The 18,215-nt window shown below is 66.4% G+C and carries 16 protein-coding genes; 10 read left to right on the top strand and 6 right to left on the bottom strand.

Annotated elements, in window-relative coordinates:
• Nucleotides 1–46: 46 nt before the first annotated feature.
• The gene (locus GV161_RS07880) at nt 47–1,114 is read right to left on the bottom strand and encodes a patatin-like phospholipase family protein (protein ID WP_201302997.1); all 1,068 of its coding nucleotides are present in this window, start codon (nt 1,112–1,114) and stop codon (nt 47–49) included.
• A complete protein-coding gene (locus GV161_RS07875) occupies nt 1,111–1,896 on the bottom strand; it encodes a 3-hydroxybutyrate dehydrogenase (RefSeq protein WP_152015232.1) in 786 nt (261 codons plus the stop codon). Before GV161_RS07875 ends, GV161_RS07880 begins: the two co-directional genes overlap by 4 nt.
• A 126-nt stretch (nt 1,897–2,022) precedes the next feature.
• Between GV161_RS07875 and GV161_RS07870 the strand changes: the two genes are divergently transcribed.
• From GV161_RS07870 to GV161_RS07860, 3 genes are all read left to right on the top strand, one after another.
• The gene (locus tag GV161_RS07870; protein ID WP_152015233.1) at nt 2,023–2,583 is read left to right on the top strand and encodes a transcriptional repressor; all 561 of its coding nucleotides are present in this window, start codon (nt 2,023–2,025) and stop codon (nt 2,581–2,583) included.
• A 156-nt stretch (nt 2,584–2,739) separates the two neighbouring features.
• Nucleotides 2,740–4,017, top strand: coding sequence for a flavodoxin-dependent (E)-4-hydroxy-3-methylbut-2-enyl-diphosphate synthase (gene ispG, locus GV161_RS07865; RefSeq protein ID WP_152015234.1), 1,278 nt, complete (start codon nt 2,740–2,742; stop codon nt 4,015–4,017).
• A 160-nt stretch (nt 4,018–4,177) separates the two neighbouring features.
• The gene (locus tag GV161_RS07860) at nt 4,178–6,163 is read left to right on the top strand and encodes a potassium transporter Kup (RefSeq protein ID WP_152015235.1); all 1,986 of its coding nucleotides are present in this window, start codon (nt 4,178–4,180) and stop codon (nt 6,161–6,163) included.
• A gap of 4 nt (nt 6,164–6,167) precedes the next feature.
• Here the strand turns inward: GV161_RS07860 and GV161_RS07855 are convergent, their stop codons facing one another.
• Entirely contained in the window at nt 6,168–7,121 is a 954-nt protein-coding gene (locus GV161_RS07855; protein WP_244624137.1) for a polyprenyl synthetase family protein, read from the bottom strand.
• A gap of 83 nt (nt 7,122–7,204) precedes the next feature.
• Between GV161_RS07855 and mtgA the strand changes: the two genes are divergently transcribed.
• A complete protein-coding gene (gene mtgA, locus GV161_RS07850) occupies nt 7,205–7,918 on the top strand; it encodes a monofunctional biosynthetic peptidoglycan transglycosylase (RefSeq protein WP_244624138.1) in 714 nt (237 codons plus the stop codon).
• 141 nt (nt 7,919–8,059) lie between these two features.
• The gene (gene rpmF / locus GV161_RS07845) at nt 8,060–8,245 is read left to right on the top strand and encodes a 50S ribosomal protein L32 (protein ID WP_057189713.1); all 186 of its coding nucleotides are present in this window, start codon (nt 8,060–8,062) and stop codon (nt 8,243–8,245) included.
• 77 nt (nt 8,246–8,322) lie between these two features.
• On the opposite strand, the gene GV161_RS07840 is transcribed toward rpmF, so the two are convergent.
• Nucleotides 8,323–8,541 carry a hypothetical protein gene (locus GV161_RS07840; protein WP_152015238.1) on the bottom strand — a complete coding sequence of 73 codons (219 nt, stop codon included), beginning with the start codon at nt 8,539–8,541 and terminating at the stop codon, nt 8,323–8,325.
• Between the two features lie 167 nt (nt 8,542–8,708).
• On the opposite strand from GV161_RS07840, the gene GV161_RS07835 reads away from it, so the two are divergent.
• Nucleotides 8,709–10,403, top strand: coding sequence for a GGDEF domain-containing phosphodiesterase (locus GV161_RS07835; RefSeq protein WP_152015239.1), 1,695 nt, complete (start codon nt 8,709–8,711; stop codon nt 10,401–10,403).
• A 35-nt stretch (nt 10,404–10,438) separates the two neighbouring features.
• On the opposite strand, the gene phaR is transcribed toward GV161_RS07835, so the two are convergent.
• Nucleotides 10,439–11,014 (bottom strand): polyhydroxyalkanoate synthesis repressor PhaR, encoded by a 576-nt coding sequence (gene phaR, locus GV161_RS07830; protein WP_152015240.1) that lies wholly within the window; start codon nt 11,012–11,014, stop codon nt 10,439–10,441.
• 249 nt (nt 11,015–11,263) lie between these two features.
• Between phaR and GV161_RS07825 the strand changes: the two genes are divergently transcribed.
• The 4 genes from GV161_RS07825 (at nt 11,264) to GV161_RS07810 (ending at nt 16,955) form a co-directional block, all read left to right on the top strand.
• The gene (locus tag GV161_RS07825) at nt 11,264–12,442 is read left to right on the top strand and encodes an acetyl-CoA C-acetyltransferase (protein WP_152015241.1); all 1,179 of its coding nucleotides are present in this window, start codon (nt 11,264–11,266) and stop codon (nt 12,440–12,442) included.
• Nucleotides 12,443–12,455: 13 nt separating this feature from the next.
• A complete protein-coding gene (locus tag GV161_RS07820; RefSeq protein WP_152015242.1) occupies nt 12,456–12,671 on the top strand; it encodes a DUF1737 domain-containing protein in 216 nt (71 codons plus the stop codon).
• A gap of 40 nt (nt 12,672–12,711) precedes the next feature.
• On the top strand, nt 12,712–13,437 hold the full coding sequence (gene phbB / locus GV161_RS07815) for an acetoacetyl-CoA reductase (RefSeq protein ID WP_152015243.1): 726 nt from the start codon (nt 12,712–12,714) through the stop codon (nt 13,435–13,437).
• A 380-nt stretch (nt 13,438–13,817) separates the two neighbouring features.
• Nucleotides 13,818–16,955 (top strand): autotransporter outer membrane beta-barrel domain-containing protein, encoded by a 3,138-nt coding sequence (locus GV161_RS07810; protein ID WP_152015244.1) that lies wholly within the window; start codon nt 13,818–13,820, stop codon nt 16,953–16,955.
• Between the two features lie 33 nt (nt 16,956–16,988).
• Here the strand turns inward: GV161_RS07810 and GV161_RS07805 are convergent, their stop codons facing one another.
• Complete coding sequence (locus GV161_RS07805) at nt 16,989–18,188, bottom strand: MFS transporter (protein ID WP_152015245.1); 1,200 nt, start codon at nt 18,186–18,188, stop codon at nt 16,989–16,991.
• Nucleotides 18,189–18,215 lie beyond the last annotated feature (27 nt).

Below are 18,215 nucleotides of genomic sequence, written 5' to 3'. Positions count from 1 at the left end.
AGTTGGCTGGCAAGCCGGGCCTTTACCGTATTAGCGGCTTCACGTCTTACGAAATCGCTTCCTTCAGGTCCAAGGTCCCCTGTACGCCGATGGCGGCGTAATTGCGCTTCAGCCAGCGTTTCGCCGCGGTGCGGCCGAGGTCGCGCAGGCTGAGCAGGAAATTCCATTCCGAATTGAGGCGCGAGGAGGAGGTGAGCTGTGCCAGCGGCAGGCCGCCATCGATCCGGTGCATCAGCACGCGCTTGTAGTCGCCGGTCGAGAGCTTGCCGTCGTCGACCAGGCGGTTGACGAAGTCGATGGCGCGCAGTTCGCGCAGCAGCGAGGCGTTGAAGGTGATCTCGTTGAGCCGATCCTGAATCGCCCGCGCATTGGTCGGCAATTCCCGGCGCTCGAGCGGGTTGATCTGGACCAGCAGGATGTCGTCACCGGCGGCCTCGTAGAACAGCGGGAAGAGTGGGGGATTGCCCATATAGCCGCCGTCCCAATAGGCCTCGCCTGATATCTCGACCGCCTGGAACAGCATCGGCAGGCAGGCGGAAGCCATCAGATGGTCGGCGGTCAGTTCCTCGCGCGTGAAGATCTTGATCTTGCCGGTGCGGACGTTGGTCGCCGAAATGAAGAGATTGACGTCGGCGCAGCCATTGACCTTGCCGAAGTCGATCAGGTCGGCGATCACGCCGCGAAGGGGATTGATGTTGAGCGGATTGACGTCATAGGGGCTCGCCACCTTCGACAGGAGCTCGAACCAGATCAGCCCCGGCGGGCGCCCATCGGTCCAGGCACCGAGCATGGTGTCGAGCAGCGAACGCTCCGAGCCGCCATATTTGCCGTCGACGCTGATCCGGCGCCAGAAGTTCTCCAGCGCCGTGCGGGCACCGTCGCTGCCGCCGTCGAGCCAGCCCTCGGTCAGCACCACCGCGTTCATCGCGCCGGCGCTGGCGCCGGTGATCGCCTCGATGGCGATGCGGCCATCGGCGAGGATCTCGTCGAGCACGCCCCAGGTGAAGGCGCCGTGCGCGCCCCCGCCCTGGAGCGCGAGGTTGACCGATTTCTCGGCCTTCGGCCCCGCCAGGCCCTTGACCTGCGGGACGCGGCTGCGCTTGCGGCCGGTCACGCGGCGGTCCAGCCGCCATCCATCGGCAAGGTGGTGCCGGTGATCGACTTGGCCGAATCCGTGCAGAGGAAGACAGCGAGCGCCGCGACCTGCTCGACGGTGACGAACTCCTTGGTGGGCTGGGCCAGCAGCAGCACGTCGTTGATGACCTGCTCCTTGGTCAGGCCACGGGCCTTCATCGTGTCGGGGATCTGCTTCTCGACCAAAGGCGTCCAGACATAGCCCGGCGCGATCGCGTTGACGGTGATGCCCTTGGTCGCGACTTCCAGCGCCACCGTCTTGGTGAAGCCGGCGATGCCGTGCTTGGCGGCGACATAGGCCGATTTGAACGGAGAGGCGACGAAGGCGTGGGCGGACGCGGTGTTGATGATCCGGCCCCAGCCCTTTTCCTTCATCTTCGGCAAAGCGGCGCGCGTGGCGTGGAAGGCCGAGGACAGGTTGATCGCGATGATCTGGTCCCATTTCTCGATCGGGAACTCGTCGACCGGGGCGACATGCTGGATGCCGGCATTGTTGACGAGGATGTCGATCGCGCCGAACTCCTTCTCGGCCTCGGCCACCATGGCGGCGATCTCGTCCGGCTTCATCATATTGGCGGCCGAGTAGCGCGCCTTGACCTTGAAGTCGGCCTCGATGCCAGCGCGTTCCTTCTCGATCGCGTCGGCATCGCCGAAGCCGTTGATCACGACATTGGCACCTTCGGCAGCGAGTGCGCGGGCGTAGGCGAGGCCGATGCCGGAGGTGGAGCCGGTGACGAGGGCAGTGCGATCTTTGAGGAACATAGGGCGGCTCCTGACATTTGGCCTGAGAACGCTTAACTTACCGGCGAAGGCTGGCATTGTGCCAGTGAGGGAGCGTCGGTCACCAGGACGGTGCCCGATGTGCTATTGCAACGCAACATGACGAAAATGCAGCCTGCAAGTGACGCCCATCACCACGATCACGCCCATGATCATGAGCATGGTCTCTGTCAGCATGCGCACGATCATTCGCGCCACGCCGCCACCGGACTGGCGCGGGCCGAGAAGGTCTGCCGCGAGCGCGGCCTGCGCCTGACGCCGATCCGGCGCAAGGCGCTGGAGGCGCTCTATTCCGACCACAAACCGGTCGGCGCCTATGATCTGGCGGACCGGATCTCGCCGCCGGGTGGACGTCGCCTCGCGCCGATCTCGATCTATCGGGCGCTCGACTTCCTGGTTGAGCAGGGTTTCGTGCACCGTTTGAGTTCGCGCAACGCCTTCATCGCCTGCCCGCACGGCCATGGCGCCAATGAGGCGGTGGCGTTCCTGATCTGCGAGGTCTGCGGAGGCGTCGACGAGGACGCCTCGCCGGCGATGCGTCAGGCGATCAGGGGCATGGCCGAAGGCCGGCACTTCCAGACCTCCTATCAGGTGGTCGAAATCGTCGGCCGCTGCGAGCATTGTCGCGACGCTGGAGCCCGTTCCGATCAGCTTGCGTTGCAAGCATGATCGGCAAAACGGTCTCCATCTAAAAGTGGGAGACGGATTCACCGATCAGGTTTATTCAACCTGATCGGACCCGGCTCCGGGCAGCTTGACGATCATCCTGCAAGGGCGCAGTGCAGCCGCGACGAGCCGCTGCCGGCCAAGGATCCGGACCATTCCATGAGCGACCAGCCGCTGACATGCCTGCCCGAGGGGCCTGACGCCGCTCCGGCGCCACGCAAGCGCACCGTGCCGGTGATGGTCGGCCATGTGCAGGTCGGCGGTGGCGCGCCGATCGTCGTGCAGTCAATGACCAATACCGACACCGCCGACATCCCGGCCACGGTCGGGCAGGTTGCGGCGCTGGCGCGGGCCGGCTCGGAGCTGGTGCGCATCACCGTCGACCGCGACGAGGCGGCGGCGGCGGTGCCGCATATCCGCGAGCGGCTCGACATCCTCGGCATCGACGTGCCGCTGATCGGCGATTTCCATTATATCGGCCACAAGCTGCTGAGCGACCATCCGGCTTGCGCTGAGGCGCTGGCGAAATACCGGATCAATCCCGGCAATGTCGGCTTCAAGGACAAGAAGGACAAGCAGTTCGGCCAGATCGTCGAGCTCGCGATCAAGCATGGCAAGAGCGTGCGGATCGGTGCCAACTGGGGCTCGCTCGACCAGGAACTGCTGACGGCGCTGATGGACATCAACGCGGCTGCGCCAAAATCGCTCGATGCGCGCGCGGTGATGCGCGAGGCGATGGTGCAGTCGGCCCTGCTCTCTGCCGAGCGAGCCGAGGAGATCGGCTTGGCCAAGGACAAGATCATCCTCTCGGCCAAGGTCTCGGGCGTGCAGGACCTGATCGCGGTCTACCGCATGCTGGCTGAGCGCGGCGACTATGCCATCCATCTCGGCCTGACCGAGGCCGGCATGGGCTCGAAGGGCCTCGTCGCCTCCTCGGCGGCGCTCGGCGTGCTGCTGCAGGACGGGATCGGCGACACCATCCGTTTCTCGCTGACGCCGGAGCCGGGCGGCGACCGGACGCTGGAGGTCAAGGCCTCGCAGGAATTGCTGCAGACCATGGGCTTTCGGGCCTTCGTGCCGTTAGTCGCGGCCTGCCCGGGCTGCGGGCGAACGACCTCGACGGTGTTCCAGGAACTGGCGATGGACATCCAGAGCTGGATCTCCACCTCCATGCCAGAGTGGAAGACGCGCTATCCCGGCATCGAGGCGCTCAACGTCGCGGTGATGGGCTGCATCGTCAACGGCCCGGGCGAATCCAAGCACGCCGATATCGGCATCTCGCTGCCGGGCACGGGCGAGACTCCGACCGCGCCGGTCTTCGTCGACGGCAAGAAGGTCGCGACCCTGCGCGGACCGTCGATCGCCGCCGACTTCAAGACGATGGTCGAGGATTACGTCGAGCGGCGCTACGGCGCCCGCGCTGCCGCGGCCGAATAGGCGCAGGCGACTATTCAATCGTTTGAAGCGATTCACGGCACGCGTGGCGCGAAAGTGGCTGTCGCCAGCGTGGAACTGCTCTAGCGTCTTTGCTTGGACAGACATGCCGTGCTAGAGGCCCCGGCCTTTCGCTGCATTGCAGCACCCGCGGAGCGCCCTGATGGGTCATGACCAGCAGCACCCGCCGGCCTCCAAGCCGGATGGGGATCGCTTCGGGCTCGAAGAGCCGGCCGGCAACGGCCACTCCACGCAGAGTTACGCCGCATTGGCGCTCGGGGCGCTCGGCGTCGTCTATGGCGACATCGGCACCAGCCCGCTCTACGCGCTGCGCGAGACGATCCTGGCCGCGACCGGCGCAGCCTCCGGCGGGCATGGCGGCGGCGCCGAAGTCGTCCTGACCGGCCCGCTGCCGCGCGCCGCGGTAATCGGCGTGCTCTCGCTGATCCTGTGGTCGCTCGTCGTGGTGGTCACGCTGAAATACGTCGTGCTGCTGCTGCGCGCCGACAACAACGGCGAGGGTGGCACGCTGACCCTAGTCGCGCTGGCACAGCGTGCGCTCGGGCGCACGCGCGGCGGCATCGTGCTCTTCCTCGGCATGGCCGGCGCGGCGCTGTTCTATGGCGATGCGGTGATCACGCCGGCGATCTCGGTGCTCTCGGCGGTCGAGGGACTGAAGCTGGTGACGCCGGTGCTCGACGACTACGTCATCACCATCGCTTCGGTGATCCTGATCGCGCTGTTCCTGGTGCAGAGCCGCGGGACCGGCAAGGTCGCCAACTTCTTCGGCCCGATCATGACGATCTGGTTCCTGACGCTGGCGGGGCTCGGCATCTACCATATCTCCGACGATCTCGGCGTCTTCGCCTCGATCAATCCGTATTACGGCGTGCGCTTCTTCTTCGACCATCCCGGGCTGTCGCTCGCCGTGCTCGGCAGCGTCTGCCTTGCGGTGACCGGGGCCGAGGCGCTCTATGCCGATATGGGCCATTTCGGCCGCGGCCCGATCCGCAGCGCCTGGATCTTCCTGGTCTTTCCGGCGCTCTGGCTCAACTATCTCGGCCAGGGTGCGCTGATCCTGTCCGACCCGACGGCGATCGATAATCCGTTCTACAAGCTCGCCCCGCCGGCGCTGATCCTCCCGCTGGTGATCATGGCGACGCTCGCCACCATCATCGCGAGCCAGGCGGTGATCACCGGTGCCTATTCGCTGACCCGGCAAGCGATCCAGCTCGGCCTGCTGCCGCGCCTCGAGATCCGCCACACCTCCGAGCACACCTCCGGCCAGATCTACATCCCGCGCATCAACATCCTGCTGCTCTTCACGGTGCTGCTGCTGGTCTGGACCTTCAAGACCTCGTCCAACCTCTCGCATGCCTATGGCATCTCGGTGTTCGGCGCGATGCTGGTCGACTCGCTGCTCGCCTTCATCGTGATCTGGCGCGGCTGGCGCTGGGGTCTGGCGGCCGCTGTGGCTGTGATCCTGCCCTTCCTCATCATCGACGTCGCCTTCTTCTCGGCAAACCTCTTGAAGCTGCTCAGCGGCGGCTATGTGCCGGTGCTGTTCGCCATGGCGCTCGTCCTCCTGATGTGGACCTGGGTGCGCGGCACCAAGATCCTGTTCGACAAGACCCGCAAGACCGACGTGCCGCTGCTCGAGCTGGTCGGCATGCTGACCAAGAGCCCGCCCTACCGGGTCAAGGGCATGGCGGTGTTCCTGACCAGCGACCCCGAGACTGCACCTGCCTCGCTGCTGCACAACCTCAAGCACAACAAGGTGCTGCACGAGCGCAACGTCATCCTGACCGTGCGCTCCGCCGACACCCCGCGCGTCGCCGAGAGCGAGCGCGTCAGGCTTTCGCGGATCACCGACGATTTCTGGCGCGTCGAGATGGTCTACGGCTACATGGAAAGCCCGAACGTGCCGAAGGGGCTGGCCATCCTGCGCAAGCAGGGCTTCAAGTTCGACATCATGTCGACCTCGTTCTTCCTGTCGCGCCGCTCGATCAAGGCCTCGCCGCAATCGGGCATGCCGATCTGGCAGGACAACCTCTATATCGGGCTGACCAAGAGCGCGACCGACGCCACCAACTTCTTCCAGATCCCCACCGGCCGCGTCGTCGAGGTCGGCACGCAGGTCACGGTCTGACGCATCAGCTCTTGCGCTGCGCGCTGAACTGCGCCGCCGCGCGCAGCAGCGCCGCCTCCGGGCCGAAGCCGGCGATCGCCGCAATCGCCTCGTCGCTCAGCCGGTCGCGCTCGCGCTTGGCCGCGTCGATGCCGAGCGCGGCGACGAGCGTCGCCTTGCCCTTGGCGTCGTCCTTGGCCGTCGCCTTGCCCATCTGCTCCGGGCTCGCTTCGATATCGAGGATGTCGTCGGCGACCTGGAAGGCTGCGCCCAGCGCCTTGCCGTAACGCTCCAGCGCCGCCATCCGCGTCGGATCGGCCTGGCCCAGGCGAGCGCCGATCAGGACGCTGCCGGCGAGCAATGCGCCGGTCTTCATCGCCTGCATCCGCCGGATCTCGGCCTGGCCGAGCTTCTCTGCTGTATCGTCGCCGCCAAAGCGCCCCTCGGCGGCAAGGTCGAGCATCTGGCCGCCGACCATGCCGCCAAGCCCGAGCGCCCGAGCGAAGAGCAGGATGATCGCGGCGCGTGTCTCGCCGTCCGGATGGGTCCTGGGATCGGCGATGACGTCGAAGGCGAGTGTCAGCAGGCCGTCGCCGGCGAGGATCGCGGTCGCCTCGTCATAGGCCTTGTGCACGGTCGGGCGGCCGCGGCGGGTGTCGTCGTCGTCCATGGCCGGCAGGTCGTCATGGACCAGCGAATAGCAGTGGGCGAGCTCGACGGCGGCGCCGGCGCGCAGCGCCTGCTCGGCGGGAACGCCGAAAAGCTTGGCCGTCTCGACCACGAGGAAGGGACGAAGCCGCTTGCCGCCGCCGAGCGCGCCATGGCGCATCGCGGCGAGGAGCCGGGCAGGGCGATGAATCTCGCCGTTCTCGGATTTCTCCTGCAACAGGGTATCGAGCAGGGCTTCGATCGCTTCTGCCGTCTCCGACAGGGCGCTGGTCAGGGCCGGTGCGGGGGCGGTTGGTTCCGCGGAACTCATCATCGTCTCTCGCGTTGGCTGGCCGAGCTTGCGCGGGGCTTGCCGGAGGCGGCCGTAATCGTCAAGCGTGGGGGATGACGCAGATGGCAGAGAACCCGACTCCGCGACGCGGGAGTCTCGCGGGTCGGATCGTTCGGGGACTAATCCGGCTTGTGCTGGTGGTGGCGATCATCTTCGCCGCGCTGCTGCTGCTCTACCGTTTCGTGCCGCCGCCTTCGACGCTGATGCTCGGCCGCTGGCTGACGTTTCGCTCGGTGGAGCGCGACTGGGTGCCGCTCTCGCAGATCTCGCCCTATCTGATCCGCGCGGTGATCGCCTCCGAGGACCAGCGCTTCTGCTCGCATAACGGCGTTGACTGGGGCGAGCTCAACGCCGTGCTGCAGGATGAGGATGGGCCTAGCCGCGGCGCATCGACGCTGACGATGCAGACCGCCAAGAACCTCTTCCTCTGGCCGGGTCGTTCCTATCTCCGCAAGGGGCTGGAGCTGCCGATCGCGCTGGCGATCGACCTCGCCTGGCCGAAGCGGCGGGTGATCGAGGTCTATCTCAACATCGCCGAATGGGGCGAGGGCGTCTTCGGGGCAGAAGCGGCGGCCCAGCGCCATTTCGGCAAGCCCGCCTCGCGCCTGACGCCGGCAGAGGCCGCCAGGCTGGCGGGGGCCCTGCCGAACCCGATCCTGCGCAACCCGTCGCGGCCGAGCCGGGCCTTGCTGGCGGCCGCCGGCCGGGTGCAAAGGCGGATGAACCAGCTCGGGCCGCTTGGAAATTGTGCGCTTCCGGCCGGTGCCAGCACGTAGGCGCCACTTTTTCCGCCGTATGGTCTAGCCAGAGCGCGCGTGAGCGTGTAAGTGCCAGCCCTCATCACGAATGTGACGTCGTCGCGACAGTGGTGCGGGTGAAATGCCCCGCCTCGCGCGAAGGCATGATGGAGAGTACCGATGGCCGTTCCGAAGAGAAAGACTTCGCCGTCGAAGCGCGGCATGCGCCGCTCGGCCGACGCGCTGAAGCAGCCCACCTATATCGAAGACAAGAACTCGGGCGAGCTGCGCCGTCCGCACCATATCGACCTGAAGTCCGGCATGTATCGCGGCCGTCAGGTGCTGAAGGCCAAGACCGAGGCCTGATATGGCGGGGCCGTGCGGCCCCAGTCTTTGAGACCGAAGAGCGCCGGCCGAAAGGCCGGCCTTTTTGCGTTTGTGCTTCAGGCCGAGCGCAGAAGCTTGAGAGGGGGGTGGCGACGCGCCATTCCTTCATAATAGCGGCGGGCGCCGATGAAGGGCGTCTCGCGGTCGCGGCCGGCGAACGGGCCGATCCCAGCCTGGCTCGCGGCGAGCTGGACGAGGAAGGCGGCGGGAACACTCGGTGTGGGGTCTTCCTGCTCCGTGAAGGAGGCCGCTGCGGGCTGTCCTGTCTCGATCATCGTGCCGCTCCGGAACATCTGGGGGTTCGGGAGCGAATCCTTGCAATCGGGGCGCCGGCCTTAACCGGCCGTTAACGCCGCCTCCTGCATCGTTTCGGGACAGTTTCCCGCCATTCCGCAATCAGGACGGGGCGGCTCTCCAACCCGTCGTCCGAGGCAGCCGCATCATGTCTGCGCCGTCCCTGTTCGGTTCCCGCGACGAGAGGATCGTCGAGCCGCGCAGCCTGCTCTCATCGATCGGCGAAGTGGCTTATAGCTGGGATATCGGCAGCGACACGCTGAGCTGGGGCCCGAATGCGGCCGAGGTGCTCGGTCCTGTTCCACTAGCCGTGCTGCAGCGCGGCCTATCCTTCGCCGGGCTGGTCGAGCCCGGGAGCGGGCGCAGCCGCTACGACGCGATCTTCTCCTCGGGCGGGCATGATCTCGGCGACGGTGCGGTCTATCGCACGCGCTATGCCGCCGATCTCGCCGGTCGCAAGATGTGGATCGAGGATGCCGGGCGCTGGTTCGTCGGGATCGACGGCCGCCCCAGCCGCGCGCGCGGCGTGCTCAGGCTGGAGCGGGCAGTACGGCCGGAGGAACTGACCGCGACCGATGCCGATCTCTGCGATCGCAATGTGCTGGTCGAGCGCGTCGACGAGGCCCTGGCCGAGCATCTGCCGGCGGAACGCTCGGTCGTCGTGCTGGTCGCGGCAATCGGCGAGCTCGCGCGCCTCAATGGTGAGTTCGGCCATGAGGGCACCGAGGAGATCATCGAAGAGGTGCGTCAGCGCCTGCATTCGGTGATGCGCCGACGCGACCAGCTCATGCACTATTCCGGCAATCGCTTCGCCATCCTGCTCAGCAGCTGCCCGGCGAACCAGATCGAGGCGGCGGCGGAGCGCTTCATCAAGGCTGTAGCCCGCTCGGCGGTCGAAAGCTCACGCGGGATCGCGCTGGTCAGGCTGCGCGTCGGCGCAGCGATCGCCCCGGACCTGACCCGTGAAGGCGCGACGCTGGTCAAGGCGGCCGAAAGTGCGCTCTCAGGCGCCGAGGCGGCGGGGCTCGACAATGCGGTGATCGCGCGCCGGCCGGTTGTGGCCGAGGGCGGCGGCGGCGCGCCGCGGCTCGACCTCGAAGCCGTCGCCGCGCTGAACGAGCGTAGGGTGCGGCTGGCCTTCCAGCCGGTGGTGACGGCGAAGGGCCGCACTCTGGCCTTCAACGAGGCGCTGCTACGGGTCGAGCGTCCCCAGGGCGGCTTCCTCGCCGCGGCGGAGCTGGTGCCCCTGCTCGAAAGGCGGGGCCTGGTGAATCTGTTCGACCATCGCGTGCTCGAGCTCGCCATGACGCATCTGGCGGAACGGCAAGACGCGGTGCTGTCGATCAACGTCTCGCCGCGCACACTGGCGGAGGCCGACTGGATCGAGGGGTTCGAGGCCAGCGCCGCGGCGAACCCGATCGCGGCGAAGCGCCTGATCGTCGAGGTCACGGAGACGGCGACGATCGAGGATCCCGAGCGGATGGCCAAGCTCTTGACCAGGATCAAGCAGCGCGGCGCCCGGGTGGCGATCGACGATTTCGGCGCAGGCCACACGTCGCTGCGGCATCTGCGCGCCTTTCCGATCGACATCCTCAAGCTCGACGGCGCTTTCACGCAGAACCTGCGGCGTTCGACCGATGATCGCTTCTTCGTGCGCACCCTGCTGGAGCTGGCGCATCATCTCGGCGTCGAGACCGTCGCCGAATGGGTCGACGACGAGCTGCAGGCTTCGATGCTGTGCGATTGGGGCGTCACCTATCTGCAGGGACACCTGGTCGGCAAGGCCGAGCTGAGCCTGCCGGACGAAACGCATGACAGCCCGCCGCTGCGCGCGGCGGGCTGATATCGCGGGCGATCAGCTCCAGGCGGAATTGCCGCTCACTTGTCCTTGGCGAGCTTGTCGAGCCGCTCGCGCATCTCGTTGAGCTCACGCTTGAGATCGCCGAGCTCGCCGTTCTCGCCCTGGGCCGGCGCTTCGCCCCGGCCTTTCGCGGCGGCAGCCGCCGCGAACGGGTTGAACAGGCGGAAGGCCTCGGTGAACATCTGCATATTGGCGCGCGTCTGGGCCTGGAGTGCATCGATCGCGCCAGTGCCGAAGGCCTTGCTCATCTGCTCGCGGATCTTGTTCTGGTCCTGCGTCAGATTATCCATCGAGAATTCGAGATAGCGCGGCACCAGGGCCTGCATGCTGTCGCCGTAGAAGCGGATCAGCTGGCGCAGGAAGGTGATAGGCAAGAGGTTCTGCCCGTCCTTGCTCTCCTCGTCGAAGATGATCTGGGCCAGTACCGAGCGGGTGATATCCTCGCCGCTCTTGGCGTCGTAGACGACGAAATCCTCGCCCTTGCGCACCAGCCCGGCCAGATCTTCCAGCGTCACATAGGAGCTCGTACCCGTATGGTATAGCCGGCGATTGGCGTATTTCTTGATGACAGTCGGTTCTTTGTCGCTGGCCATCGACCCCACACGGCTAGTTGCGGACAAGCCCGAGGGATCGGGCAAGGCCGGAGAACGGTCCCGGAAGGAACGATAACTCTTCGGCTGCCTGCTGCAAGTTTTTTGAGCGCATGGCGAGATCGAGCCCAGTTTGCCTCGAAGATGAGCTTGGCTACTCAGCCCGCTTGACGGCGTCGTTTCACCCTTCGAAGGTGTGGAAGACATGCCGCTGCGCCGCCTGGCCGGCGAGCGAACCGGAGGAAGAGCCCCATGGCTGAGAATGACATCGTGATCGTCGGCGCAGCGCGCACGGCGGTCGGCTCCTTCAACGGCGCCTTCGCCAATACGCCGGCTCACGATCTCGGCTCGGCGGTGATCAGGGAGGTGCTGAAGCGCGCCAAGGTCGATGCCGGCGAAGTCGACGAGGTCATCCTCGGCCAGGTGCTGACGGCGGCACAGGGTCAGAACCCGGCGCGCAAGGCGGCAGTCGATGCCGGCGTGCCGCAGGGCTCGACGGCCTGGGGCCTCAATCAGGTCTGTGGTTCGGGCCTGCGGGCGGTGGCGATCGGCATGCAGCAGATCGCCAATGGCGATGCCAGCATCATCGTCGCCGGCGGCCAGGAATCGATGTCGCTCTCGGCGCATGCCTCGCATATGCGCGCCGGCACCAAGATGGGCGACGTCAAGTTCATCGACACGATGATCAAGGACGGCCTCTGGGACATCTTCCACGGCTATCACATGGGCACCACGGCGGAGAACGTCGCGTCCAAATGGCAGATCAGCCGCGAGGAGCAGGACCGCTTCGCCGTCGGCTCGCAGAACAAGGCCGAAGCCGCCAGGAAGGCCGGCCGCTTCAAGGACGAGATCGCGCCGATCACGCTCTCGACGCGCAAGGGCGACATCGTCGTCGACACCGATGAATACATCCGCGACGGCGCGACGCTGGAAGCGATGGCCAAGCTGAAGCCGGCCTTCTCGAAGGACGGCACGGTGACCGCCGGCAACGCCTCGGGCCTCAATGACGGCGCTGCCGCGCTGGTGCTGATGACGGCGAAGGAAGCGAGCAAGCGCGGCTTGACCCCGCTGGCCCGCATCGCCTCCTGGGCGACGGCCGGCGTCGATCCGGCGATCATGGGCTCGGGCCCGATCCCGGCCACCCGCAAGGCCCTGGAGAAGGCTGGCTGGAAGGTCGGCGATCTCGATCTCGTTGAGGCGAACGAGGCCTTCGCGGCGCAGGCGCTGGCGGTGAACAAGGATCTCGGCTGGGATCCCTCGATCGTCAACGTCAATGGCGGCGCGATCGCGATCGGCCACCCGATCGGCGCCTCCGGCGCGCGCGTGCTGGTGACGCTGCTGCACGAAATGGCCAAGCGCGACGCCAAGAAGGGCCTCGCCACGCTGTGCATCGGCGGCGGCATGGGCATCGCCCTGGCGGTGGAGCGCTGAGCAGCTCTCCGCCATGCCGAAGCAGACCACGCTCTATCGCTATCTCACCGGTCCCGATGACGCTTCGTTCTGTCATCGGGTCTCGGATGCGCTGAGCCGTGGCTGGATGCTCTATGGCCACCCGACCCTGACCTATGACGAGAAGACGGGGCGGGTGATCTGCGGGCAGGCGATCATCAAGGATGTCGACCGGGCCTACGAGCCCGGTCTCGATCTCAGCAAAGAATAACGCGGCCTTCATAGCCGCGTCTAAGAGGGAGAAGACGACGATGGCTAAGGTTGCACTGGTGACGGGTGGGTCCCGTGGCATCGGGGAGGCGATTTCGAAGGGCTTGAAGGCGGCCGGCTACACCGTGGCGGCAAGCTATGCCGGCAATGACGAGGCCGCGGCCAAGTTCACCGCCGAGACCGGCATCAAGACCTATAAATGGGACGTCTCGGACTATGAGTCCTGCGTCGCCGGGATCGCCAAGGTCGAGGCCGAGCTCGGGCCGGTCGACGTGCTCGTCAACAATGCCGGCATCACCCGCGACGGCATGTTCCACAAGATGACCAAGGAGCAGTGGGACGCGGTCATCAACACCAACCTCAACTCGCTCTTCAACATGACCCGCCCGGTCTGGGAGGGCATGCGCACCCGCAAGTTCGGCCGCGTCATCTGCATCTCGTCGATCAATGGCCAGAAGGGCCAGATGGGCCAGGTCAACTACTCCGCCGCCAAGGCCGGCGACATCGGCTTCGTCAAGGCGCTGGCGCAGGAGGGGGCGCGGGCCGGCATCACGGTGAATGCGATCTGCCCCGGCTATATCGGGACCGAGATGGTCAAGGCGATCGATCCGGCCGTGATCGAGAAGTCGATCCTGCCGCACATCCCGGTCGGGCGCCTCGGCGAGCCCGCAGAGATCGCGCGGGCGGTCGTCTTCCTCGCCAGCGACGAGGCCGGCTTCATCACCGGATCGACGCTCTCCGCCAATGGCGGCCAGTACATGGCGTGAACCCCTCCAGGCCGCCGCTTCGGCATGCGATGCGGCGGCCTGGATCTTCCCTGTGGTCGGCGCAATCTGGCCGCGCTTTTCTGGTTTCTTATTTCAAATACGTGCAATTCGACCATGTGCCGAGCGCAACTCGGAGTGGGCAGAGCCAGGGTTGAGATGGGCTTAAAAATTTAAATATTCCAGTGCCTTATCGTATTCTCAAGTCTCCCCCAGGCCAAATTCCGTTAATTCTCCCTTAATCATCCCGCCGAAACTTCGCTGGACCCCGAGTTTGGAATCGCTTCGACTATCGAGAGGCGATCGAGGGTTGCCTTTGGTGTTCTGCAAGCGAGGTCCAGCAGGCCGCTCGAAGTTATAGGCCGGGAAAAAGGGGGAAGCCGTTGAAGTCTGCAAGGGCACGCTGTCTCGCATTGCTGTCGACCTCGTCGCTGGTCGCCTACGCACTCCACGCAGACGTTGCCTTGGCGGGCTGCGGCGCGACCAGCGCCGGCAACGACATCGTCATCTGCAATGCCGGCACCGCTCCCGATCCGACCGCTGCGCCGGTCGATCTCCAGGCTGGCAACGACACGCTCACTGTCGACAGCGGGACCTATAATGGCGGCATCACCGGCGGGGCCGGAACCAAGACGGTCACCTTCAATGGCGGAACCATTGCGAATTACACGAATACCGTCGGCACCAGCCTGATCACGCTGCCCGGGGGCAGCACCGTCACCGTGACCGGAGGCGTCACCACCGGAGCGGGCGCCGACAGCTTCGAGATCAATGCCGGAGCCGTCAACGGCGCCGTCAACCAGGGAAGCGGCATCGACAGCTTCATCATGACTGGCGGCACCATCGGCTCGCTGGCGCAGGGCGACCAACGCGACACGTTCCTGATGACGGGTGGGACGATCGTCGGCGCGCTCGAGGATGGCGACGTGGCGACGATGACGGGCGGCACGATCGGCCGTGTCGACATGAAGCTCGACAACAACATCTTCGACATGTCGGGCGGCCGGATCATCGGCAATCTGGTCACCGGCTTCGGCAATGATACGATCACTGTCTCGGGGGGCTCGATCGGCGGCAATATCAGCGTCAGCGGCGGCACCGACAGCGTCACCGTGACCGGCGGCGCGATCGGCGGCGAGATCCGGATGAGCGCCGGCAACGACACTTTCCTCTGGCAGGGCGGCGGCACGATCGGCGGCCTGATCGACATGGGCGATGGCGACGATACCGCCACATTGCGCAATCTTGGCGATGCCAATATCTCGGCGACGCAGACGATCACGGGCGGCAGCGGAACCGACCTCCTGGTGCTCGCCGGATCAGGCCCCTCGGCGATGAACGCCAGCCTCGTCACCGGATTCGAGCGGCTGGACAAGATCGAGGCGGGTACCTGGACCCTGAGTGGCTCCCTGACCGATTTCCAGCTCGTCACCGTGCAGCAGGGCACGCTGCGATTGACCGGCGACAACTCCGCCTTCGCAGGCCGGACGATCGTCGATCCGGCAGGCATCCTCGAAGGTCCGGCCCTCGGTATCACGCCGGCCGTCACCAATAACGGCCTGGTCCGTTTTACCCAGCCGGATGTCGGCACCTATGCCGGCACCATCAGCGGCACGGGCGCGGTCGAGAAGACTGGTGCGGGCACAACGATCCTGACGGGCACAAACACCTATGGTGGCGGCACCACCATCACGCAGGGCACGCTGCAGCTTGGTGCTGGCGGGACAAGTGGCAGCATCGTCGGTGATGTCGCGAACAATGGCATGCTCGCCTTCAACCGCTCCGATCTGGTGACATTCGCTGGTATCATCTCCGGAACCGGCGCGGTCAGGCAGGACGGCTCCGGCACGACGGTGCTGACGAGCGTCAATACCTACACAGGCGCAACGAACGTCACGGCCGGAACGCTTGCGGTCGGCGGTGCCGCCAGTCGCGGCGCGGCGCTCGCTGGAGGCGGCCCGGTTTCGGTCGCAGCCGGCGCGACCTTCGGCGGCTATGGCCGCGTTGCCGGCTCGGTGACGAACAGCGGCACCCTTGCGGTAGCCGATGCGCTGGCGGCCTTTGCCGGCGCTGGCAAGGGCAATTTCACGATCGGGGGCACGTTGGCCAATGCCGGTAGGGCGCAGGTCGGCGGCAGTGGTATCGGCAACACCCTCACCGTCTCCAGCTATGTCGGCCAGGGCGGCACCGTTGCGCTCAACACCTATCTCGGCAGCGACGGTTCGCCTTCGGACTTGCTGGTGGTCAATGGTGGCACGGCGAGCGGGACCTCACAGCTCGCGATCACCAATGTCGGAGGACCCGGCGGCGCAACCAGCGGCGACGGCATCCTGGTGATCGAGGCGACCAACGGCGCGACGACGAATCCGACCGCCTTTTCGCTGGCGGGGCCGGTTGCGGCTGGCGCCTATGAGTACATCCTCTTCCACGGCAGCAGCACCGGCGGATCGAGCGAGAACTGGTATCTGCGCAACACGGTCGTCGCGGAAACGGGTGGCTCGGATACGCAGGCCGCGCCCGGCTCGCCGAATTTCCCCGATGTGCCCGCAGGCTCGGATCCGATTCCGCTGTATCGTCCGGAGGTCGCCGCCTATGCCGCGGCTCCGGCGATGGCGCGGCGCCTCGGCGTCGCGACGCTCGGCACCTTCCATCAGCGCCGCGGCGAGCAGGGTCTGCTGAACGCACAAGGCAGCTTCGCCGCCGGCTGGGGGCGCGTCTTCGGCGAACGGACCGAGCAGCGTTGGCGCGGGGCCGTCGATCCGGAATTCGACGGCCGTATCTGGGGGCTCCAAACCGGTCTTGACCTCTATGGGATCGACCGCCCGAGCGGCCATCGCGACCGCTTCGGCCTGTTCTTCGGCTATGGGCGCGCCGAGGGTGATATTCGCGGCTTCGCCATCGGCCAGCGGCGCAGCCCGGTCGGCAAGCTCACCCTCGATGCGAAGAGCCTCGGCGCCTACTGGACGCATCTGGGGCCGACGGGATGGTATGTCGACGCCGTGCTGATGCACAGCTGGCACGATGGCGATGCGCGCTCCAACCGGGGTGTTCGTGGCGACATCGGGGGCAGCTCGGTGACGGCCTCGCTGGAAGGCGGCTATCCGATCGCGCTCGGGGCAGGCTTCATCCTCGAGCCGCAGGCGCAACTGATCTGGCAGCATCTGTCGTTGGACCGGACCCGTGACAGGTTCTCGGCGGTGAGCTTCGACAATGGCGACAGTCTCACGGGGCGGATCGGTGCTCGTCTGCAGACTAGCGTCCTGCTGGGCGGGGCCGAGCTTCAGCCCTATCTGACAGCCAACCTCTGGCACAATTTCAGCCGCACCGACAAAGTTCTGTTCGACGCGACCGATGTGATCCCGACGCGATTCAGGGGGACCTCGCTGGAGGTCGGCGGCGGCGTGATCGCCAAGCTCACCGCCAATGTCAGCCTCTATGCAACGGGCGGTTATGTGACGGCGCTCGGCGACGACAAGGGCCACAGCCTGCGCGGCAATCTCGGGCTGCGCGTCACCTGGTGAGGTCCGCCATGCGCTGCGGGCGGCGCGAGCTTCTCAGCTGCGCGCAGCCTTCGGCAGCAGGAAGGTGAGCAGGCCGAAGGCCGGCAGCCAGGCGCAGAGCCAGAAGACCTGGACGATGCCGATCTTGTCGGCGAGGGCGCCGAGCCCGGCCGCGGCCAGGCCGCCGAGGCCGAAGGCGAGGCCATAGAACAGCCCGCCGACCAGGCCGACGCGATGCGGCACCAGGTCGATCGCGTAGATCAGGATCGCCGAGAAAGCGCTCGCCATGATGAAGCTGATGATCACGCTGAGGATCGCGGTCCACATGAGGTCGGCATAGGGCAAAGCGAGCGTGAAGGGCAGGCAGCCAAGGATCGAGAGCCAGATCACGCGGTGGCGGCCGATCCGGTCGCCGATCATGCCGCCGATGATCACGCCGAAGGCGCCGACGACGAGATAGAGGAAGAGCAGGATCTGCGAGAGCTGCAGCGAGACCTGGAAACGCTCGATCAGATAGAAGGTGTAGTAGGAGGTGAAGGCCGCCGAATAGGCGTTCTTCGAGAACAGGATGACGATCAGCACCGCCATGGCGAGCAGCACCTTGCCACGCGACATGCCATGCGAAGCGATGTCGTCGGCATGCGCCTTGGAGGCGACCTGCTCCTTGCGGAAGGCGGAATAGCGCGAGCCGATCCAGGCCATCAGCAGCATGGCGACCAGTACGATGCCGGAGAACCAGGACAGGCTCTGCTGGCCGTTGGGCACGACGACGGCGGCGGCGAGCAGCGGGCCGATCGCATAGCCGGCATGGCCGCCGACCTGGAAGACGCCTTGCGCCAGTCCCTGCCGGCCCGCCGCTGCATGGCGGGCCATGCGGGTCGCCTCGGGATGGAAGACGGCCGAACCGGTGCCGACCAGGGCGGCGGCGATCAGCACCATGCCGTAGCTGTGGGCGAAGGCGAGCGAGAGCAGGCCGGCCAGCGTCGCGCCCATGCCGGCGACCATCGCATAGGGCCAGGGCTTCTTGTCGGTGACATAGCCGAGGAGCGGCTGCAGCAGCGAAGACGTGACCTGGAAGGCCAGCGTGATCAGGCCGATCTGCACGAAGTCGAGCTGATAGGTCTGCTTGATCAGCGGGTAAACCGCCGGGATCATCGACTGGATGAGGTCGTTGAGCAGATGGGCGACGCTGAGGGCCGCCAGGACCGGCATCAGCGGGCGGGCGGCGGTCGTCGGCAAGGGGAGCGTGGTCATGGCGCACGCATGCGCCTGCGCGCGAGC

The sequence above is a fragment of the Bosea sp. 29B genome (assembly GCF_902506165.1).
GTDB lineage: Bacteria > Pseudomonadota > Alphaproteobacteria > Rhizobiales > Beijerinckiaceae > Allobosea.
This window is presented reverse-complemented; position numbering and strand designations above follow the sequence as displayed.